The 19415-nt window shown below is 64.9% G+C and carries 19 protein-coding genes; 13 read left to right on the forward strand and 6 right to left on the reverse strand.

The window, feature by feature from the left end; all coding sequences use genetic code 11:
- Positions 1 to 6: 6 nt before the first annotated feature.
- Both LK539_RS08645 and LK539_RS08650 read right to left on the reverse strand, forming a co-directional pair.
- On the reverse strand, positions 7 to 762 hold the full coding sequence (locus tag LK539_RS08645; protein WP_227800492.1) for a GDSL-type esterase/lipase family protein: 756 nt from the start codon (positions 760 to 762) through the stop codon (positions 7 to 9).
- A 26-nt stretch (positions 763 to 788) separates the two neighbouring features.
- The gene (locus tag LK539_RS08650) at positions 789 to 3200 is read right to left on the reverse strand and encodes a TonB-dependent receptor (protein WP_227800493.1); all 2412 of its coding nucleotides are present in this window, start codon (positions 3198 to 3200) and stop codon (positions 789 to 791) included.
- A gap of 326 nt (positions 3201 to 3526) precedes the next feature.
- On the opposite strand from LK539_RS08650, the gene LK539_RS08655 reads away from it, so the two are divergent.
- Positions 3527 to 4927, forward strand: a complete 1401-nt coding sequence (locus LK539_RS08655) for a S9 family peptidase (protein WP_227800494.1) — start codon at positions 3527 to 3529, stop codon at positions 4925 to 4927.
- Positions 4928 to 4929: 2 nt separating this feature from the next.
- On the opposite strand, the gene LK539_RS08660 is transcribed toward LK539_RS08655, so the two are convergent.
- The 3 genes from LK539_RS08660 to xseA form a co-directional block, all read right to left on the reverse strand.
- Positions 4930 to 5295 (reverse strand): VOC family protein, encoded by a 366-nt coding sequence (locus LK539_RS08660; protein WP_227800495.1) that lies wholly within the window; start codon positions 5293 to 5295, stop codon positions 4930 to 4932.
- Positions 5296 to 5448: 153 nt separating this feature from the next.
- Positions 5449 to 6027 (reverse strand): superoxide dismutase, encoded by a 579-nt coding sequence (locus LK539_RS08665; RefSeq protein WP_227800496.1) that lies wholly within the window; start codon positions 6025 to 6027, stop codon positions 5449 to 5451.
- Positions 6028 to 6116: 89 nt separating this feature from the next.
- Entirely contained in the window at positions 6117 to 7490 is a 1374-nt protein-coding gene (xseA, locus tag LK539_RS08670) for an exodeoxyribonuclease VII large subunit (protein ID WP_227800497.1), read from the reverse strand.
- Positions 7491 to 8738: 1248 nt separating this feature from the next.
- Between xseA and LK539_RS08675 the strand changes: the two genes are divergently transcribed.
- The 6 genes from LK539_RS08675 to adk all read left to right on the forward strand — a co-directional run bounded on the left by LK539_RS08675 (position 8739) and on the right by adk (position 12609).
- A complete protein-coding gene (locus LK539_RS08675) occupies positions 8739 to 9347 on the forward strand; it encodes a MotA/TolQ/ExbB proton channel family protein (RefSeq protein ID WP_227800498.1) in 609 nt (202 codons plus the stop codon).
- Positions 9347 to 9790: a biopolymer transporter ExbD gene (locus tag LK539_RS08680; RefSeq protein WP_227800577.1), complete on the forward strand. Its 444-nt coding sequence runs from the start codon at positions 9347 to 9349 to the stop codon at positions 9788 to 9790. The genes LK539_RS08675 and LK539_RS08680 overlap by 1 nt, the downstream gene beginning before the upstream one ends.
- Positions 9791 to 9821: 31 nt before the next feature.
- Complete coding sequence (lpxK, locus tag LK539_RS08685) at positions 9822 to 10850, forward strand: tetraacyldisaccharide 4'-kinase (protein WP_227800499.1); 1029 nt, start codon at positions 9822 to 9824, stop codon at positions 10848 to 10850.
- Positions 10831 to 11001, forward strand: a complete 171-nt coding sequence (locus tag LK539_RS08690) for a Trm112 family protein (RefSeq protein ID WP_227800500.1) — start codon at positions 10831 to 10833, stop codon at positions 10999 to 11001. Before lpxK ends, LK539_RS08690 begins: the two co-directional genes overlap by 20 nt.
- Before the next feature lie 4 nt (positions 11002 to 11005).
- Entirely contained in the window at positions 11006 to 11758 is a 753-nt protein-coding gene (gene kdsB, locus LK539_RS08695) for a 3-deoxy-manno-octulosonate cytidylyltransferase (protein ID WP_227800501.1), read from the forward strand.
- A gap of 194 nt (positions 11759 to 11952) precedes the next feature.
- Positions 11953 to 12609 (forward strand): adenylate kinase, encoded by a 657-nt coding sequence (gene adk / locus LK539_RS08700; RefSeq protein ID WP_227800502.1) that lies wholly within the window; start codon positions 11953 to 11955, stop codon positions 12607 to 12609.
- A 182-nt stretch (positions 12610 to 12791) separates the two neighbouring features.
- Here the strand turns inward: adk and LK539_RS08705 are convergent, their stop codons facing one another.
- Positions 12792 to 13304 carry a thioredoxin domain-containing protein gene (locus tag LK539_RS08705; RefSeq protein ID WP_227800503.1) on the reverse strand — a complete coding sequence of 171 codons (513 nt, stop codon included), beginning with the start codon at positions 13302 to 13304 and terminating at the stop codon, positions 12792 to 12794.
- A gap of 164 nt (positions 13305 to 13468) precedes the next feature.
- On the opposite strand from LK539_RS08705, the gene LK539_RS08710 reads away from it, so the two are divergent.
- From LK539_RS08710 to LK539_RS08735, 6 genes are all read left to right on the forward strand, one after another.
- Positions 13469 to 14128 (forward strand): hypothetical protein, encoded by a 660-nt coding sequence (locus LK539_RS08710; protein WP_227800504.1) that lies wholly within the window; start codon positions 13469 to 13471, stop codon positions 14126 to 14128.
- A 111-nt stretch (positions 14129 to 14239) separates the two neighbouring features.
- Entirely contained in the window at positions 14240 to 14998 is a 759-nt protein-coding gene (locus LK539_RS08715) for a 3-hydroxyacyl-CoA dehydrogenase (protein ID WP_227800505.1), read from the forward strand.
- 106 nt (positions 14999 to 15104) lie between these two features.
- On the forward strand, positions 15105 to 16889 hold the full coding sequence (gene ggt, locus LK539_RS08720; protein ID WP_227800506.1) for a gamma-glutamyltransferase: 1785 nt from the start codon (positions 15105 to 15107) through the stop codon (positions 16887 to 16889).
- 134 nt (positions 16890 to 17023) lie between these two features.
- Complete coding sequence (locus tag LK539_RS08725) at positions 17024 to 18433, forward strand: hypothetical protein (RefSeq protein ID WP_227800507.1); 1410 nt, start codon at positions 17024 to 17026, stop codon at positions 18431 to 18433.
- Complete coding sequence (locus tag LK539_RS08730; protein ID WP_227800508.1) at positions 18430 to 18783, forward strand: hypothetical protein; 354 nt, start codon at positions 18430 to 18432, stop codon at positions 18781 to 18783. The genes LK539_RS08725 and LK539_RS08730 overlap by 4 nt, the downstream gene beginning before the upstream one ends.
- Positions 18784 to 18886: 103 nt before the next feature.
- Positions 18887 to 19411 (forward strand): hypothetical protein, encoded by a 525-nt coding sequence (locus tag LK539_RS08735; protein ID WP_227800509.1) that lies wholly within the window; start codon positions 18887 to 18889, stop codon positions 19409 to 19411.
- Positions 19412 to 19415 lie beyond the last annotated feature (4 nt).

Here is a 19415-nt window from a genome sequence, read left to right on the forward strand (position 1 = left end):
CTTCACTTACTTCATCATCTCATCCAGCAGCGGCTGCATGGCATCCGCCCATATCTGGTAGCCCGCGGCGCCCGGATGCAGCTGGTCGGGCATGATGGAGAAGGGGATCTTGCCGTCCTGGCCGAGAAATGCCTTGGAGATGTCCAGGTAGCGCACGGTCTTGCCGTCATCCAGCTTCGCCAGCTCGCTATTCAATGCGTCGATCGTGGCCATCCGCGTGGCCGCTTCCGCCACCAGCGCAGGCGTGACCGGTCCGCCGAAACGGTCGCGCGGCCCGCGCGGGAAGACCCCAAGCAGCAGCACCTTGGTGTGCGGCAGGCGGGTGCGGATCATGCCGATGATCTTGCGGTTTGCCGCCGCGATCTCGGCTGCGCTGTTATGCAGGCTGTTGTTCGTGCCGAGCATCAGGACCGTGACTTTCGGCGCAATCCCGTCCAGCTCACCGTGTTCGATGCGCCAGATGACATGCTGGGTGCGGTCGCCGCCGATACCGAAGTTGGCGGCCTGGTATTTGCCGTAGTACGCGTCCCAGATGTGCGGCGCCTTGCGCCAGTTGTCGGTGATCGAGTCGCCGATGAACAGCAGCCCGACCGGTCCGCTTTTGGCACGCGCCAGGTTGACCCCGTGCTTCCTGAGGAACTTGCCGTCGTCCTGTTTTGCGTACGGCAGCGACGGGTTCTCGTCGGGGTATCCCTGGGCGAATACCTGGCAGCTTGCCAGGCACAGGATAAAGGCAAGGCGGCGCAATGTGGTGACAGTCATCTCGTGGGTTCCTTGTTTAAAACGCTTCAGAAATTCACGTCCAGCCGGGCAGTGTAATAGCGGAACGCGTCACGCGCCGGTTGCCAGCCATACGAGCGGATGTCCGGCCCCGACACCTGCCGGAAGTTCAGGAAGGAGCCGACATTACCGGCCGCGTAATGATGGTCGAACAGGTTCTTGACCCCGACGGAGAATTTGTATTTTCCGCGGCTGTCGGCGATCGAGGCGCCCAGGTCGACGATGCCGTGGCCGGGCCGTTGCAGGCTCGGGTCCTGGCTGATCGCGCCCTGCACCTTGGACTGGGCGCGCCAGTTGGCGTTGATGGCCATCCTGTAGGGCATCGCCAGCGGCAGCGTGTATTCGCCGCCCAGGTTCATCTTCCATTTCGGCGAATTCGGCATCATGCCGCCGCTGGCGTCGCGCAGGAAGGCGCCCGGCACCAGCTGGTTCGGCACGGTGCAGTCGGTGGCGCCGCTATAGCAGGGACCTTGCGTCCATTCCTCCACCGTGGCGCGCGTGAAGGCCAGGTTCGCCGTCAGCAGGAAGGAGCGCGCCAGCAGCGCCGTGGCGTCCAGTTCGAAGCCCTGGGTCTGCACCTTCGGGATGCTGTACAGGACGCTGGCCTGGCTGCCGTCCGAGAAGCGCTCGGTGGCCGAGGTCTGGTAGTCGCGGAAGCTGGTCTTGAACAGCGCCACGTTCAGCGTGGCCCGGTTGTTCCAGAGGTTGGCCTTGAAGCCGGCCTCGAAGCTGGTGGCTTCCTCGGGCGCCAGCGGCAGGCGCTTGAACACGTTGACGTTGTTGGCGCCGCTCGTCATGTCGTAGGCCACGCCCTTGGTGCCGGTCGACGCGGTGCCGTACACCATCGTCTCCGGCGTGAGCTTGTAGCCATAACCGAGCTTGCCGGTGACGTAGTTCTCGTGGTGGCGCGGGGCAGTGTACAGATGCGAGCCGGTGTGGACGTTATTGGGGGCGCTCGAGGACAGGCTGTCGATCGTGTGGAACATGTAATCGTTCGACTCGCGCGTGAAGCGCAGGCCCGCCGTGAGGGTGTGGCGCGGCATGAAGTCCCAGCTGCCGTTGGCGTAGATGGCGCGGTTCAGGCTGGCCGAGGTGGTGTGGTAGTTGGTCCAGTTGGTCTCTTTGACGAAGGGATTGCCGCGCAGGTAGTAGCGATCGACGCTGGTGCGCGCCAGCCACAGGCCGACCAGGTAGCGCAGCGCGCCGCTGTCGGGGGAGGTCAGGCGCAGTTCCTGGCTCGACATCTTGGTGTCCAGGGTCCCGTTGATCATCGGCGGCTCGGCGATGCCGGACGGCTTGCCCGAATGGTCCACCTGGTAGAAGGTGGAGATCAGGTCGATGTTGTCGTTGTCGCGGAAGTCGTTCGAGCGGTTCTTGTCGATCGAAGTGATCGAGGTGAGCGCGTGGCCGGCCAGCGGCGAGGCTTCCGGGAACTGGTAGTTGATGCGCACGCCCACGCCGCGGTCGGACGCATCCAGCCCGGTCGGGGAGTCGTTGCGGATGGTCGTGTTGAACGGGGTGACGGCGATCCCGCGCAGTACCTGGATGTTCGACAGCGCCGTGTAGTTCCTGTTGTAGAGGTAGCCGACGCCCGGTCCGATCGAGGTGATCGCGGCCGTGTTGCCGGTCCTGAGCGAATGGTCGTAGCGCGGCGAGATCTGCACGTCCAGGTCGGCGGTAGGCTGCCATTGCAGCTTGGCGAAGAAGGTCTTGCCGCCCGAGCCGTTCTGCATGCTGTCGGTGGTGAGGTTATGCAACAGGCCCGGGAAGTTGGTCTTGCTGGCGAACACGCGCAAGCCGACCTTTTCGGACACCCGCCCGCTGACGGAGGTGGCGACCCGGTATTCGTCGTCGCTGCTCTTGAACAGCGACAGCTTGCCTTTCATCGGACCGGCGCCGATCGGCTTGGTGGTGATGACCACCGCCCCGGCAATCGCGCTCTTGCCGAACATCGTGCTCTGCGGGCCCTTGAGGATCTCGATGCGCGCCACGTCGGCCTGGTCGCGAAACGCCTGCTGTGCCTGGGCATAGGGCATGTCGTCGACGATGATTGCGACATCGCCTTCGATGCCGATATTGTTCGAGGTGGTGCCGATGCCGCGCATGTTGATGCTGTTCGTTCCCACCTGGGTGCCGTGCGAGATCGTCAGGGCCGGCGACAGGTTGACGATATCGTCGAACTCGCGGACGTTGTTGCGCGTGAGTGCCTCTTCAGTCAACACGGAAATCGACATCGGCACGTCTTCGAGCTTCTCGATGCGCCGGTTGGCCGAGACGACCACCGTTTCGAGTTGCGGCGCATCGGCGGGGGCGGGTGCTTCCTGGGCCTGCACGGGTGTGGCGAACTGCAGGATCGCCAGGGCGGCGGCGATCGGTGTAAGGGAAGTGCGGAGTTGCGGATATCGCTGCTGGACTGCCATGGTTGTCTCCATTATTTGGTTTTGTGACGACAGCAGAATGCAAATAGGCCTATAAAACGTTGTACTGCAACGTTTTAGTAAACAGGGAAAATTTTTTGCATGTGATATGCATGCGGGTGACTTCACGAACGAGGCGCATACAGCACCTCAGCCAACACGCTTACTAAAACGATTTACTGCAACGTTTTAGCGAGGATCGTACGAACTGCTTTTCTTGTCAACAAGTTTCGTACTAGCGTGTGGACCTGGAGTCGTCCGATTCTTGTTGAGGCTGGATGGGTGCCGGGCTAAGCTGGCACGATCGAAGCACAAGAAAGAGACCACGGATGAAATCGACACTCCTGGGCCTGCTGGCCGCCTTCACCCTGGCAGCGAGTCCCGCCCACGCGGTTGACGCCAGTGGCCACTGGAAGGGCAGCATCGCGAATTCCCTGCACCTGTTCCTCCAGTTCGGCAAGACGGCGGACGGCAAGTGGGAAGGCACGCTCAAGGTGCCGCAGCAGGGTTTCACGACGAAAGTGGATCAGCTCGAGGTCGGCGCAGAGCAGCTCGGCTTCAAGCTGCTGCCGCTGAACGCCGGCTTCACGGCGCGCTGGAGCGAGCAGGACAAGGCCTGGATCGGTACCTGGAGCCAGAACGGCCAGACCGTGCCCCTGCGCCTGGAGCGCAGCGAGGCTACCGCGGGACAGCTGCGCCGTCCGCAGCTCGAAGCGATCGCCGCGCGCCAGGCGAGCTACACCAGCCTCGATGTCGGCTTCGCCAATCCGGCGGGCGGCGGCCATGCGCTGGCCGGTAGCTTCACGGTCCCGCGCGGCAAGGGCCCATTCCCGGCGGTGGTGCTGGTGCACGGCTCCGGCCCCATCGACCGCGACGAGACGATCCTCGGGCACAAGCCGTTCCTGGTGCTGGCTGACCACCTGAGCAGCCGCGGCATTGCGGTACTACGCTACGACAAGCGCGGCGTGGGCAAATCGGGCGGCGTGTACGGGAGCGCGACGACCGACGATTTTGCCAGCGATGCCGAGGCGGCGGTCGCCTTCCTGCGCGGCCGTGCCGAAGTCGACGCAACAAGGATTGGCATGGTCGGTCATTCGGAAGGTGGCATGATCGCACCGATGGTGGCGGCGCGCGATCCAAAGCTGGCGTTTGTCGTGATGCTGGCGGGCCCCGGCGTGCGCGGCGAGCTGCTGATGGTCGAGCAGCTCGCCCTGGCGGCCAGGGCTGCCGGCGCACCCGCCGAGGCAGTGGACCGGGAACGTGCGCTGAACCGCGCGGTGTTCGCGGCGATTGTGGCCGAAGCGCGGCCGGAGGTGGCCGGCGACAAGGCGCGCCAGATCATGGAGGAGGGCGAACGCAAGGGCATCCTGCCGCCAGGTACGGCCGCGGTCCGCGCCAGGGCATTCACCACGCCCTGGTTCCACAATTTCTTGCGTCATGAACCCGGCCGGGTCCTGCAGTCCGTGCGCCAGCCGATCCTGGCCCTGAACGGCGAGCGCGACCTGCAGGTGCCGGCCGAGCTGGATTTGTCCGCGATCCGCGCCGCGCTGGCGCACAACCCGCGCGCCGTCGTGGAAGAATTGCCGGCCCTGAACCACCTGTTCCAGACCGCGCGCACCGGCGCGGCATCGGAATACGCGCAGATCGAAGAGAGCGTCGCACCGCTTGCGCTGAATACGGTCAGCGCCTGGATCCTGGCCACGGTCGGGCAAGGCCGCAGCATGAAATAGTGTCAGTTCGATGGGTCCGCTGCCGACCATACCGCGAGCTCATAGCCGTCCGGATCGATGAAATGGAAGCGCCGTCCGCCGGGGAATGAAAAGACCTCGCGGCTGATGCGGCCTCCTGCGTTCCTGACCCTGGTTTCAGCCTGTTTTAAATCCTCACAGTAAAGGATGATCAAGGGTCCGCCTGGCCGAACGGCTTCTCCTGTCGTGAAGCCGCCTGTCAGCCGCTTGTCCGTGAATTCGGTATAGGCAGGGCCATAATCGACGAAGGTCCAGCCGAATACCTCGCCATAGAACTTCTTGCTCCGAGCAATATCGAGGACGTTGAACTCGATATTGTCGATTTGATTGTCTGCGCCCCGAATGCCCATTGCTTCTCCCAGGAAGTAGTCTGCTTATCTGACTGCTCCGAAACACGTCATGATTGCGTCCTGCAGCAATGTACCAGAGCTGGGAACACGGCCCGGTAAACGGACAACAGCCCGCTGGGCGGGCTGTTGGCAGAGCTACGAGCTGAGAATGGCTCAGGCCAGGTTCTGGTTCACGAAGTCCCAGTTGGCGACGTTCCAGAACGCTTCCAGGAACTTGGCGCGGGCGTTGCGGTAGTCGATGTAGTAGGCGTGCTCCCAGACGTCGGCGGTCAGCAGCGGCTTGTCCGAGGTGGTCAGCGGGGTGCCGGCGTTCGAGGTGTTGACGATGTCGACGCTGCCGTCGGTCTTCTGCACCAGCCAGGTCCAGCCCGAACCGAAGTTGCCCAGTGCCGACTTGTTGAACTCTTCCTTGAACTTGTCGAACGAGCCCCACTTGGCGTTGATTGCGTCAGCCACCTTGCCGGTCGGCGCGCCGCCGCCGTTCGGCGACATGCAGTTCCAGAAGAAGGTGTGGTTCCACACCTGGGCCGAGTTGTTGAACACACCGCCGGTCGACTTCTTGATGATCTCTTCCAGGGACAGGTTTTCGTACTCCGTGCCCTTGATCATGTTGTTCAGGTTGGTGACATAGGTCTGGTGGTGCTTGCCGTGGTGGTATTCCAGGGTCTCGGCCGAGATGTGCGGCTGCAGGGCATCCTTAGCATACGGCAGTGGCGGCAGGGTATGTTCCATGTTCTATTCCTTGTGCGTTGGTTGGACGGGTTTTGTTCCAAAACCGCGCTATTCTAAACCGGATGGCGCGATGTTGCATGCTTGGCCAGTTACTCAGGTGCGTCACCCGGCGCGCCCTGCACGGAGGACACGCCGATCACGGCGGTGCCACCGGCCAGGCGCACGCTCAGCTTGTTGCGCGCCTTGATCTGGCCCGGGTCGCGCAGCACCTCGCCCTTGGCGTTACTGACGATGGCATAACCGCGTTCGAGCGTGCGCTGCGGGTTCAGCAGTTCCAGCTGGGCCGACAGCGCCTCCAGGGCGTCGCGCCGCCGTTTGACAGCGTTGCACAGGCTGGCGTTCAGGTGGCGGCCGTCGGCCAGCAGCTGCGCGCGCATCGCCCGCATGTCAGGGCGGTGGCGCATCCAGCGCTGCTGCAGCTGGGCCAGCACCAGGCTCTGGCGGTTCACGGGCGTGCGCACCGCGTGCGTCAGCGCGGCCGCCATCGACAGCAGCTTCACGCGCTGGTGGCGGATCTGCGCGGATGGACTCAACAAGCGCCGGCTGTAGCCGTCCAGGCCCTGGCTGGCCTCCGACAGCGTGCGGCGCATGGCGCGGCGCAGGTCCTGGGCGTCGCTCTCGAGCGAGGCCAGCCAGTCGGCGCGCGGCGTGGCCGCCAGTTCGGCGGCAGCGGTCGGGGTAGCGGCGCGAACGTCGGCGGCGAAGTCGGCGATGGTGACGTCGGTTTCGTGGCCCACGCCCGACACCACGGGAATGGCGCAGGCATCGATGGCGCGCGCCACGCACTCTTCATTGAAACTCCACAAGTCTTCGATCGAACCGCCGCCGCGGCAGACCAGCAGCACGTCGGCTTCCTGCCTGCGGGAGGCGGTCATGATGGCTTCGGCAATCTTGTCGGCGGCGAACTGGCCCTGGACCGGGGCAGGGTAGAGGATTACCCGCACATGCGGTGCGCGGCGGCGCAGGGCGGTCAGTACATCGCGCAGGGCCGCGGCCTGCGGGCTGGTGACGATGCCGATGGTGCGCGGGAACAGCGGCAGCGGACGCTTGCGCTCGGCATCGAACAGGCCCTGTGCGGAGAGCTTTTCCTTGAGGCGCAGGAAGGCTTCATACAGCTGGCCGACGCCGGCGCGGCGGATGGTCTCGACATTGATCTGGTAGTCGCCGCGCGCGCCGTACAGGGTCACCAGGGCGCGTACCTCGACCTTGTCGCCTTCGCGCGGATTGAAACCGGCGTACTGGGCGCGGCTGCGGAACATGACGGCGCGCACCTGGGCGGCATCGTCCTTCAGCGTGAAATACCAGTGGCCGGAACTGGCGCGCGTGAAGTTCGAGATCTCGCCGCTGATCCAGACCAGTGGAAAACTCCGTTCGAGCAGGCGCGCAACCTGCTGGTTCAGGGCCGTCACGCTCAGGACGGCTGGGGCGGCATAGGCGGGATCGGCGTCGCTTCGGTATTCCATGGCTGCTTCGGTTGTCGGGCAAAGCTGATGCTTATGTCATATCTTGACGAAATCGACAAGTCTGGCTTGCCAAGCGTGCGCAGTTTCCACCGCCGATGCAAAGTTGCCGTTTTTCAATGCATTCTATTGAAAAAGCTTATGGATCAAGGGCTTACAGATGGGTCATCACGTCCTGGGCTGGGTTTATCCACAAAAACTGTGGGCAACTCATCCATAAGACCGGAGACTGCCCAAGAAACTTGCTCTCCCTACCCATCCCTTACGCATCAAGGACTTAGCATGCATATGCGTGGCTTGGGCACATTCTTGTCCACAAAAAATGTGAGTAGTGCTGGATAAGAGGCAGGGTACTCAGGACTGGACGCGAATAAAGAAAGTGCACGAGCTCAGGTGCTTAAAAATGACGCGTGGAAAGTTTACACTTACAAATCAATGGCTTAGTCTTGGCTTGCCCTCCTTGCGCACAATTTTGTCCACAAAAAGTGTGAACAAGGCTGCGGTCCAGGAGTATCGGAACACGAATCTGACTGTGGAAAGCACGCTCGGGCCGCCAGTAGCCTGCGATGAGTCCACGATGCATGTTTTCGCAGCAGCGCCTTGTAAAGCTTTTTAAATCAATGGCTTAAGGGAACCCGTACAGGCTTCATTACATCTTTATCCACAAAAAATGTGCAGATGTGAACTTTCTTTGTCTCCATGCTCTTGAGGCAAAATAAGTAGTGCGTACAAGGGTAGAGTTGCGCACAACACCTTGTTTTATTGCTGAGTGATTAAATTTTGTGCAGCGGTGGTTTTTTGTTTTGGATCAATCACTTAGCATTTGAAATGCTCCCTTGCTCACACTTTTGTCCACAAAAAATGTGAGAAACCGCACATAACCCCATTGCTGAGTACAGCTCGCAACACTGCCTGTTTTTTATGCCCTAGAACTTTCCCTATGTAAATCAGATACTTAAGCCTCGCTTAAGGCCATTGCGCACAATTTTGTCCACAGAATTTGTTCGTAACTGCGAACCCTTGAGCTGGATCAATACGGAGGATGAAAGTCGAGCCCGGCTGCCATCCTCGCTGCCATTTTCTTGCGCACGCGGGAAATCTCCTTTGTAATCAACGACCTTGCTTTCAACCAGGGCGCTTGCGCACATTTTTATCCACAGAACTTGTGCAGAACAGTTCCGGACTGCACTTGCCGCACTGCTGGCAACTTGTTACATTGCTGAATTGATTTCTTTACCTCAGGAGTTTCTCTTGTTCGCCATTTTCCAAGCTGCAGGCTGGCCCATCTGGCTCTTGCTGATCGCCTCGATCGTCGCTGTCGCCCTGATCGTGGAACGCCTGATCTACCTGCGGCGCGAGAAGATCCTCCCCAAGCAGCTGCTCGATGAAGTGATCCGCGTCCATCGCGCGGGCAAGGTCACTCCGGACGTGGTCGACAAGCTCGAAACCAACTCGCCGCTCGGCACCGTGCTGGCCGCCGCGCTGCGCAACGTCGACGCGCCGCGCGACGTCATGAAAGAATCGATCGAAGAAGCCGGCCGCGGCGTCGCCCACGGCCTGGAGCGCTTCCTGACCACCCTCGGCACCATCGCCTCGCTGGCTCCGCTGATGGGCCTGTTCGGCACCGTGGTCGGCATGATCGAGATCTTCGGCGCCCAGAACCCGACCGGCGGCAACAATCCGGCCCAGCTGGCGCACGGCATCTCGGTGGCTCTGTATAACACCGGCTTCGGCCTGGCGATCGCGATGCCGGCCCTGGTGTTCTACCGCCACTTCCGCGCCCTGGTCGACAGCTTCATCGTCGAGATGGAACTGCAGGCCGTGAAATTCGTCGACGTCGTGCACGGGACCCGCAAATGATGAACTTCCGCCGCGGCCGCCAGCGCGAGGAACCGGAGATCAACCTGATTCCGTTCATCGACGTGCTGCTGGTCGTCCTCATCTTCCTGATGGTCTCGACCACCTACAGCAAGTTCACCGAACTGCAGATCACCCTGCCCACGGCCGACGCCGAGAAGGTGCAGGAGCGCCCGTTCGAGATCAACGTCACGATCGACGCCAAGGGCAACTACACGGTGAACAACGTGCCGGTGTCCTTCCACAGCGTCGCCGGCCTGGCCGAAGACCTGAAGAACGCGGCCCGCAGCGGCGGTCCGAACGGCCAGGCGGCCATTGACCCGGTGGTGATCATCAATGCCGACCAGTTCGCGATGCATCAGATGGTGATCAACGTGCTGGAAGCGGCGCGCGTGGCAGGCTACGACAAGCTGACCTTCGCCGCCCAGACCGGCGCCAAAAAATAACACCAGCGGACGCGCAAGCGTCCGCCCCCGCATGTCTTCCAAGCTCGAATCGACCCTTACCCGCGCCTGGCTGCGCCGCGGCCCGCTGGCGCTGGCGCTGCTGCCGCTCGCATTGATCTTCCGGCTGCTGGCCGCCGTCCGCGTGCTGCTCTACCGCCTCGGCATCAAGAAGAGCGAGCGCCTGCCGGTGCCCGTGATCGTGGTCGGCAATATCTTTATCGGTGGGACCGGCAAGACCCCGCTGACGATCTGGCTGGCGGAAGCCCTGCGCGGGGCCGGCATGCGTCCCGGCGTGATCTCGCGCGGCCATGGCGGCGCGGAAAGCGCAGCGCGTGAAGTCACACCGCAGTCCGATGCGCGCGAGGTGGGCGACGAGCCGCTCCTTATCGCAGCGCGTGCAGGCTGTCCGGTCGTGGTGGGACGCAAGCGCGCGGAGGCGGGCAGGGCGTTGCTGGCGGCGCACCCCGAGGTCGACGTGCTGATCACCGACGACGGCCTGCAGCACTACGCCTTGGGGCGCGACCTCGAGATCGTCCTGTTCGACGGCCGCGGCGTCGGCAACGGCTGGCTGCTGCCGGCCGGCCCGCTGCGCGAGCCGCCTTCGCGCCGCCGCGATTTCACCGTCGTGAACGCGCCCCAGATCACGCCGCAGCTGGCGCGCTCGGTGGGCGGCCAAGCTTTCCGCATGCAACTGGCGGGCGATTTCGCCGAACCCCTGAACCGTCCGGAAGCCTGCCTGCCGCTGGCGCGCCTGCAGGGCCGGCGCATCGTGGCCGCGGCCGGGATCGGCAATCCGGGGCGCTTCTTCGCAATGCTGCGCGGCGCCGGCCTGAGCTTTCGCGAACTGCCGCTGCCCGACCACCACGACTTCCTCGACCGCCCATTTGACGGCGTTGACGCCGATGTCATCCTGATCACGGAGAAGGATGCAGTAAAATGTCGGCAACTTGATAACCTGAAGGACGACCCGCGGCTGTGGGTCGTGCCGGTGACGGCGCGGATCGATCCCGCGCTGGCCGAACAAATCGTGGAGAAATGTCGTGGACGCTCGACTGCTTGATATCCTGGTCTGCCCGCTGTGCAAGGGCCCCCTCCAGTACGACAAGAAGGCGCAGGAACTGACCTGCAGCCCGGACCGCCTTGCATATCCTGTTCGCGACGGTATCCCGATCATGTGGGCTGACCAGGCGCGCAAGATCGAACCGGTGTAACTCGATGGGCTTTACCGTCATCATCCCGGCGCGCCTTGCCTCGACCCGGCTGCCGAACAAGCCGCTGGCCGACCTCGGCGGCAAGCCGATGGTCGTGCGCGTCGCCGAGCGTGCGCGCGAATCGGGCGCCGCGCGCATCATCGTTGCTACCGATCACCCGGATATCCTGGCTGCCTGCCAGGCGCACGGCATCGAGGCCTGCATGACCCGCGCCGAGCACCCCTCGGGCACCGACCGCATCGCGGAAGTCGCGCAACAGCTGTGCCTGGCGCCTGAGGAAGTCGTGGTCAACCTGCAGGGCGACGAGCCACTGATCGACCCGGCCCTGCTGGCTGCCTGCGCCGCCCGCATTCGCGACGGCGTGCCGATGGCCACCGTTGCCCATCCGATCCACGACGTCGCGGACGTGTTCAACCCGAACGTGGTCAAGGTCGTGCTCGACAAGGCGGGCAGGGCCCTGTACTTCTCGCGCGCCACGATTCCCTGGAACCGCGACGCCTTCGCCGCGTCAAAGGAATCGCTGCCGGCGGGGTATGCGCCGCTGCGCCACGTTGGTCTCTATGCTTACAGCAACGCTTTCCTCCAGGCCTATCCGGCACTGGAAAGCTCGCCCCTCGAAACCATCGAGGCGCTGGAACAGTTGCGTGTGCTCTGGCATGGCTACCCGATCGCCGTCCACATCACGGACAGCGCGCCGCCGGCCGGTGTCGACACCCCTGACGACCTGGAGCGCGTGCGCCGTCACTACGCTGCCTGAAAGGCAAATCGCAGCTAGTTTATTGTTGTCTGCGCTACATCAAACCTGACTGGCGGAAGGCCCCGGAATTGGCGTTAAAGCTGACTTTTGTGGTAACTTTCGTATCAAGTAAGCAGATATGCATCAAGCGCGCATCTACAACATTGCTCGCCTACATAAAAATTATCAACATCCTCTAAGAATCTAGGAAACTCATGCGTCTCATTCTGTTAGGAGCACCCGGCGCCGGCAAAGGCACCCAGGCCAACTTCATCAAGGAAAAGTTCAACATTCCCCAGATTTCGACCGGCGACATGCTGCGTGCCGCAATCAAGGCTGGAACCGAACTGGGCCTGGCTGCGAAGAAGGTGATGGATGCGGGCCAGCTGGTGTCCGACGACATCATCATCGGCCTGGTGAAAGAGCGCCTGAAAGAGACCGATTGCGCCAACGGCTACCTGTTCGACGGCTTCCCGCGCACCATCGCGCAGGCCGACGCCATGAAGGACAGCGGCGTCACCATCGACTACGTGCTGGAAATCGACGTGCCGGACGAACTGATCGTCGAGCGCATGTCGGGCCGCCGCACCCACCAGGCATCGGGCCGCGTGTACCACACCAAGTTCAATCCGCCGAAGGCCGAGGGTGTCGACGACGTCACCGGCGAGCCGCTGGTGCAGCGCGACGACGACAAGGAAGAGACCGTGCAGAAGCGCCTGGCCGTGTACCACAACCAGACCGAAGTGCTGCTGGGCTACTACAACAAGTGGGCCCAGTCGGGCCTGCCGGGCGCGCCGAAGTACCGCAAGATCTCGGGTGTCGGCCCGGTCGAGCAGGTGCGCGACGCAGCCTTCGCCGCGCTGTCGGAATAAACCGTCAGCGCATGTGTGAAAACGGCCCCGCGGGGCCGTTTTTCATTGGTGCTTACAAATATTTCTCGACGGCCGCGGTCATCTCGTAGGGTGGTCGGCTCTGCCGACCGCGCGTTCGACTCCGGCACGCATGACGACTGCTCATTGAGGAGTTGAACGCGCGCACGGCCGAGCCGTGCACCCTACAGGTACTTCTCGACGGCGGCTGTTAGCGACTCGCGGTCCGAATCCCCGTGGTAGCGCTCGCCGTTGATGAAGAAGCTCGGCGTCCCGCTCGCGCCCAGCGCCTTGCCTTCATCTGCTTGGGCGCGGATCTGCTCGCGGTAGCGGCGCGCCGCCAGGTCTTCCTGGAAACGGCCGTTCTCGATGCCGAGCTGCTGGGCCACCAGTGGCAACTGGGCCGGTGACATCTGCGCCTGGTGCTCGAACAGCGCGTCATGCATCTGCCAGAACTTGCCCTGGGCGCCGGCCGCCTCGGCCGCCTCGGCGGCGCCTTCCGCGAACGGGTGCATGCCGAGCGGCAGGTGGCGGTAAACCAGGGCGAGGCGCTCGCCGTAGCGCTGCTGCAGCTCGACCAGGGTAGGGTGGGCACGCGCGCAATAGGGGCACTGGAAGTCGCCGTACTCGACGATGACGATGTCGGCGTCCGGGCGTCCGCGCACGTGGTCGTTTTCCGTGATCTGCAACTGGCTCATGCCTTCTCCTGTCGATATGTGTTGGCCCGATCTTCGCATGCCGTCCCGGGGCCATGCCGCCCGTTACCGCCCAACAATCATGTGAGGAATTGTTTCGCGTGCGCCGACGCCGCTTGCAGGGGCAGATAATGAGCTGTCCACATTTCAAACTCACGAGGTGCACCATGCGTCCCACCAAGTCCATGATTGCCCTGTTGTTCGCGCTGGGATCCAGCTGCGCGCTGGCCCAGAACGGGGCGTCGCCGCAACCGCCGACCGGCAAGCCGGTGTCCGACAGCGCCAGCTACGGTCCGGTACTGAACCCGCAGACGCCGCCGGCGACCACGCAGCAGCCTACCCAGGCCGCCGGTGAAGCCCGGCCCCAGGCCCAGGAAGAGCGGGCCGGCCAGCCGCCCGTTACCAGCAAGCAGGTCGAGGTCGATCCGTCGGCCCGCCCGGCCCCAGGCAGCAATCCACCGCAAGGGCAGGCGCAGCCGCAGACCCGGCAGCAGAACCAGCAGCCCATGACCGAGCAGGAAAAGCGCGGGCAGCCCGAGCGCCAGCAGCAGACCAAGAAGCAGGCCCAGCGCCGTCCGGGCGCGGTGCAGCAGATCACGAGCACGCCGCGCATCGTCGCGCCTGCGCCCACCCTGACGCCGCGCGCCCCGGCGCCTGGCGTGTCCGCGCCGGTGGGACCGCAAACCAGCCAGGTGATCGGCTGCGCCGGCAGCGGCTGCACCGATGTCAACGGCGGCAGCTACAACGCCAGCGGTCCGGGCAATACCACCGTGAGCAGCAGCGGCCGCCTGTGCACCCGCAACGGCGCCAACATGCAGTGCATTTGACGGGGCTGCGGGCCCGCGGATGGTTTTTCTTGCCAAAAATTCGCTACAATGCCGCTGTTTGACGTTTACGTTAACGTAAAAGCGCACAAGAATTTTTAAAAAGGGAAAACCATGCAAATTCAGAACAATGTGTTCATCGTGACCGGTGGCGCGTCGGGGCTTGGAGCAGCCACCGCGCGCATGATCACGGAGGCGGGCGGCAAGGTCGTCATCGCCGACGTGCAGGCTGAGGCCGGCGCGGCCCTGGCGGCAGAACTGGGTGGCCAGTTCGTCAAGTGCGACGTGACCTCGGAAGCGGACGGCCTGGCCGTGGTCGAGGCGGCCTCGAAGCTGGGCACCCTGCGTGGCCTGGTCAACTGCGCCGGCGTCGCGCCGGCCGTCAAGACCGTCGGCAAGGACGGCCCGCACCCGCTGGACGCCTTCCAGCGCGCGGTGAACATCAACCTGGTCGGTACCTTCAATATGTGCCGCCTGGCGGCCGACGCCATGGGCAAAACCGAAGCATCGGAATACGGCGAGCGCGGCATCATCATCAATACCGCCTCGGTCGCGGCCTTCGACGGCCAGATCGGCCAGGCAGCCTACGGCTCCTCGAAAGCGGCGGTGGCCGGCATGACCCTGCCGATGGCGCGCGACCTGGCGCGCAGCGGCATCCGCGTGATGACCATCGCCCCGGGCATTTTCGAAACCCCGATGCTGATGGGCATGCCGCAGGAAGTGCGCGACTCGCTCGGCAAGATGGTCCCGTTCCCGCCGCGCCTCGGCATGCCGAAGGAATACGCGCACCTGGCCAAGGCCATCATCGAAAACGTGATGCTCAACGGCGAAACGATCCGCCTGGACGGCGCGATCCGCATGCAGCCGAAATAAGCACATGCATATCGCTTCCTGAAGCGTGCTGCCAATTGTTGTAGGATTGGCAGATGTCGGGCGCGTGGCGCAAGCCGCGTGCCCGTTTTGCTTTTGGAGAAACGATTTGAACAACACGAAGTTGCGCAGCACCGTCCTGGCCCTGGCACTGGCCTTTACCGTTCACCCCCTGTTGGCGCAGGACGTGCGCCAGGCGGCGCCCGAAGCCGCCACCGGCTACCAGGAAAAAGCCGGCTGGCCGGCGAAAAAATACATGGTGGCCGCGGCCAACCCGCTGGCGGTGCAAGCGGGCTACCAGATACTGAAACAAGGCGGCAGCGCGATCGACGCGGCGATCGCCACCCAGCTGGTCCTGACCCTGGTCGAGCCGCAGTCCTCGGGCATCGGCGGCGGCGCCTTCCTCGTTCACTACGACGGCCGCAAGACCCAGGCCTTCGACGGCCGCGAGACCGCCCCCGGCAAGGCCGACGAGCGCCTGTTCCAGCGTCCCGACGGCACGCCGCTGTCGCGCACTGAAGGCATTGTCGGCGGCCGCTCGACCGGCGCGCCGGGCGTGCTGCGCATGCTCGAGCTGGCGCACAAGGAGCACGGCAAGCTGCCGTGGAAGGCATTGTTCGCGCCCGCCATCAAGCTGTCCGAAGAAGGCTTCGCGGTCAGTCCGCGCCTGCACGCGCTGCTCTCCGGCGACCAGCACCTGCGCAAGGACCCGGAGGCCGCGCGCTACTTCTACGGCAATGGCGGCCAGCCCTGGCCAGTCGGCCACATCCTGAAGAACCCCGCGCTGGCCAAGACCCTGCGCGAGATCGCCGACGGCGGCGCCGATGCCTTCTACAAGGGCCACATCGCACGCGACATCGCGGCCAAGGTGCAGGGCCACCCGACCAATCCGGGCCTCTTGAGCGCCGCCGACATCGCCGCCTACCAGCCCAAGGTGCGCACGCCGGTGTGCAGCGACTACCGCGCCTACACCGTGTGCGGCATGCCGCCGCCGTCTTCCGGCGGCATCGCCGTGGCCCAGATGCTGGGCATGTTCGAGACCATGGACATGAAGGCGCTGGCGCCAGCGAAGGGCGTGCCGGGACCGGACGCGCTGCACGTGTTCAGCGAAGTCGGGCGCCTGGCCTATGCGGACCGCAACCGCTACGCGGCCGACACCGACTTCGTGCCGCTGCCCGGCCGCGGCCTGCCTGGCCTGATCGACAAGGGCTACCTGGCCGCGCGCGCCAAGCTTGTCGGATCGCGCTCGATGGGCGAGGCGCCGGCCGGCAAGCCGCCCGGCATGGACCTGGCCTGGCACTGGGGCAAGGACAACGCCATCGAAACCCCGTCCACCTCGCACGTGGCCGTCGTCGATGGTTACGGCATGGGCCTGGCGATGACCACCACCATCGAAGACGCCTTCGGCTCGCGCCAGATGGTCGACGGCTTCATCCTCAACAACCAGCTGACCGACTTTTCCTTCGCATCGCGGGATGCGGACGGCCCGATCGCCAACCGCGTGGAAGCGCTCAAGCGCCCGCGCAGCGCGATGTCGCCGACCATCGTCTTCGATCGCAAGACGGGCAAGCTGGTGCTGACCGTCGGTTCGCCCGGCGGCCCGGCCATCATCAACTACGTGGCCAAGGTGCTGGTCGGCACGCTCGACTGGGGCCTGAACGTGCAGGAAGCGATCTCGCTGCCGAACTTCGGCAGCCGCAACGGCCCGACCGAGCTGGAAGTGGGGCGCTTCCCGTCCACCACGATCGAAGCGCTGAACGCGCGCGGCCACAAGGCACGACTTGGCGAGCAGACCTCGGGCCTGCACGGCATCCAGCGCATCGAGGTGCATGGCGTGCCGCTGTGGTACGGCGGCGCCGACCCGCGCCGCGAAGGCGTGGCAAAGGGGGACTGAACCCGGTCGCTACAAACCGGTGAAAAAGCCGGACAACTGATGACCAATTCGGGAAGCCTGTCCGACAAACTTGCGACAGATGGGTGACGGCGCCTGCCTACGATGACGGTATTGACACCGACATCGAGATTGCCATGCGCCCGACCACTGCCCGACCCATCCTGCTCGCCGCCAGCCTGCTGGCCCTGCTCAGCGCCTGCGGCGGCGGAGGAGGGGACGCCGGTGGCGGCGCCGGCGGCGGCAAGGACAATCCTCCACCGCCGGTGCAGACAAGCGTCGAGCACCGCGTGACCGGCGAAGCCGTCGTCAAGGTGCGCGGCGCCGGGGCCGGCTGGGTCGCGCTGGTCGACCAGCTGCAGCCCTCGTTCGCCTCCTTCCTGCGCCCGGCGCGGCGGCTGGTGATCGCCGAAGGCGCCGCCGCCTCCAGCGCCTATGCGCCGCCCGAGGGCTGGTCGCTGCTCGACTTCGCCGTGCACCCGAGCCGCGAGATCAGCGTCGTCATCGCCACCGACAGCGAGGTGCGGCTGCTGCGCCTGGACCGGCGCGGGGCGGTACTGGCGCAGCACGCCTTCCAGGACGCCGCCATCGCCGACGATCCTCTCTTCAGCGACCCCGCCATCCCCAATCACAAGGCCCTGCTGCCGAAGGCGACCCGCGACGGCGTGCGCCTGGCGCCGCTCGGCGAGCACCTGGCCATGGCGCTGCACACCGCCCGCAATTCGATCCTGGCCTACCGCTATGCCTACGGCGCCGGCGGCTTCGCCCGCAACTGGCGCACCCTGGTGGAGCCGGGCGTGTTCGTGAGCGGCCGCAGCGTCATCAGCGGCACCTACGATCCCTATGGCAGCCTGGGCGAGCAATGGCAGGTCTTGCTGGACGCCGATGCCAACGGACGCATCGCCGTCGGCGTCAACCTGAACCCGACCGACTATGCCGAGGCCCATGCCGAGCATTTCAAGGAGGCCTTGCCGGCCAGCTTCTACGCCGGGGCCCTGATCACCGAACTGGCGCCCGATGGACGCCGCGTCGGCACCAGCTACATCGAACCGCGCACGCCCTTCGAACTGAAGGCCGTGAAATGGCACGGCAACGCCATCGCCGCGGTCGGCCGCGTGCTGCCGGTGCGCCGTCCCGATGGCTACGGCTGGGACGGCGTGCTGAGCCTGATCCCGGCCGGCAGCAAGGGCCGGGCGGATTACCGCACGGTCGACGTCGACCGCGGCGACGTGCTGCTCGACGTCGCTTCGCTCCCGGACGGGCGCCTGCTGGCCTCGGGCAGCACCGGCTACTTCCAGAACCCGAACGGCGCCAGCATCTCCGAGGACGCCAGGCCCCTGCTGCTGGTGCTCGAGGCCGACGGCCGCGTGCGCGAACAGCTGCCGGCGGGCGTCGGGCCGCGCCACAACCAGCTGCGTTCGGTGGCGCCCTGGACTGGCGGCTGGCTGGCCGCCGGCATGGAGAACGGACCCGGCACCCATTCGGCCGATGCCGACCCCGCGCTGCTGCGCGCGGACGGCCATGTGCGCAGCATCCGGATCCCATGAACGGCATCCATGCGCACCAGGCCGGCCGCCATCCCCGCCCGCTGGTGCTCGGCATGCTGGCCTTTGCCGTGTGCGGCCTGGCGCTGTGGTTTGCACCCGCTCACCTGGGCGCCGCAGTCCTGTTCGCGATGGCGCTGGCCGTGCTGGCCGGGCGGGCGAGGGCGCTTGCCGACGACTTCTTCGCCGGCCTGGCGCTGGCCCTGGCCGGCTGGGGCGGCGCCGGGCTGGTGCTCGGCAGCCCGGCGCAGCGTTTCAGTACGCTGATGCTGTTGCCGGAAGTCTTCCTGCTCACCTTCATCCTCGGCAGCATGGGCTTCTTCCTCGGCGTCTGCCTGCGCCGCCGCCCGTGACAATGTGAGATTTTTTCGCGAGTCCGGCGCGGCTACACTGGGCCATGGACAAAAAACTGCTGGTACATGCGCAGCCGCCAGCCTGCACGCGGGAGCGGCGCGCATGAATATTCTCGATTTCATGGCCGGGACCTTCTCCGTCCGGCTTCCGGACGGCCGCTTCGTTTATCGGCCCTTGGGAGCCCGCGGCGCCTGCTACGTGATGACGCTGGCCCAGCGCCGCACCCGCGCCTGGGCCCAGCTGGCCTTCTACGGCGCGCTGATGGCGCTCGTCGCGCACTACCCGCCCGTACCGATCACCAAGGGCGTGGTCATCGGCGGCGCCGGCATCCTTGCCTTGAACTACCTGCTGCTCTGGCTGTACACCTTCGGCCTGGACAAGACCGAGCCGCCTGCGCCCATGACACGTGAGCAGCGCCACAGCGCCGTGGCGGACCAGGGCCGCGCGCTCGGCCGGCCGCTGCTGTGGATCATGGTCATCGTCAGCTGGCTGTTCGCGCTCGGAGGACTGTCCATGGTCCTGCTGCTCGGGAAATGGCTGAGCGGCGCGCTGTGCATGCTGTTCTTCGGCGCCTGCGCCGCCGTCTTCACCTGGCAGCTCCGGCTGACCCGCGCGGAACGTCGGTGAAAAC

Origin of the sequence: Massilia sp. IC2-476 (assembly GCF_020707295.1) — a bacterium.
In the GTDB taxonomy this organism is placed as follows: domain Bacteria; phylum Pseudomonadota; class Gammaproteobacteria; order Burkholderiales; family Burkholderiaceae_D; genus Telluria.

What these genes read in the sequence shown, in the direction of transcription:
- LK539_RS08645 (WP_227800492.1), bottom strand. Translation starts at nt 762, where the DNA reads ATGACTGTCACCACATTGCGCCGCCTTGCCTTTATCCTGTGCCTGGCA.
- LK539_RS08650 (WP_227800493.1), bottom strand. Translation starts at nt 3,200, where the DNA reads ATGGCAGTCCAGCAGCGATATCCGCAACTCCGCACTTCCCTTACACCG.
- LK539_RS08655 (WP_227800494.1), top strand. Translation starts at nt 3,527, where the DNA reads ATGAAATCGACACTCCTGGGCCTGCTGGCCGCCTTCACCCTGGCAGCG.
- LK539_RS08660 (WP_227800495.1), bottom strand. Translation starts at nt 5,295, where the DNA reads ATGGGCATTCGGGGCGCAGACAATCAAATCGACAATATCGAGTTCAAC.
- LK539_RS08665 (WP_227800496.1), bottom strand. Translation starts at nt 6,027, where the DNA reads ATGGAACATACCCTGCCGCCACTGCCGTATGCTAAGGATGCCCTGCAG.
- xseA (WP_227800497.1), bottom strand. Translation starts at nt 7,490, where the DNA reads ATGGAATACCGAAGCGACGCCGATCCCGCCTATGCCGCCCCAGCCGTC.
- LK539_RS08680 (WP_227800577.1), top strand. Translation starts at nt 9,347, where the DNA reads ATGAACTTCCGCCGCGGCCGCCAGCGCGAGGAACCGGAGATCAACCTG.
- lpxK (WP_227800499.1), top strand. Translation starts at nt 9,822, where the DNA reads ATGTCTTCCAAGCTCGAATCGACCCTTACCCGCGCCTGGCTGCGCCGC.
- kdsB (WP_227800501.1), top strand. Translation starts at nt 11,006, where the DNA reads ATGGGCTTTACCGTCATCATCCCGGCGCGCCTTGCCTCGACCCGGCTG.
- adk (WP_227800502.1), top strand. Translation starts at nt 11,953, where the DNA reads ATGCGTCTCATTCTGTTAGGAGCACCCGGCGCCGGCAAAGGCACCCAG.
- LK539_RS08705 (WP_227800503.1), bottom strand. Translation starts at nt 13,304, where the DNA reads ATGAGCCAGTTGCAGATCACGGAAAACGACCACGTGCGCGGACGCCCG.
- LK539_RS08710 (WP_227800504.1), top strand. Translation starts at nt 13,469, where the DNA reads ATGCGTCCCACCAAGTCCATGATTGCCCTGTTGTTCGCGCTGGGATCC.
- LK539_RS08715 (WP_227800505.1), top strand. Translation starts at nt 14,240, where the DNA reads ATGCAAATTCAGAACAATGTGTTCATCGTGACCGGTGGCGCGTCGGGG.
- LK539_RS08725 (WP_227800507.1), top strand. Translation starts at nt 17,024, where the DNA reads ATGCGCCCGACCACTGCCCGACCCATCCTGCTCGCCGCCAGCCTGCTG.
- LK539_RS08730 (WP_227800508.1), top strand. Translation starts at nt 18,430, where the DNA reads ATGAACGGCATCCATGCGCACCAGGCCGGCCGCCATCCCCGCCCGCTG.
- LK539_RS08735 (WP_227800509.1), top strand. Translation starts at nt 18,887, where the DNA reads ATGAATATTCTCGATTTCATGGCCGGGACCTTCTCCGTCCGGCTTCCG.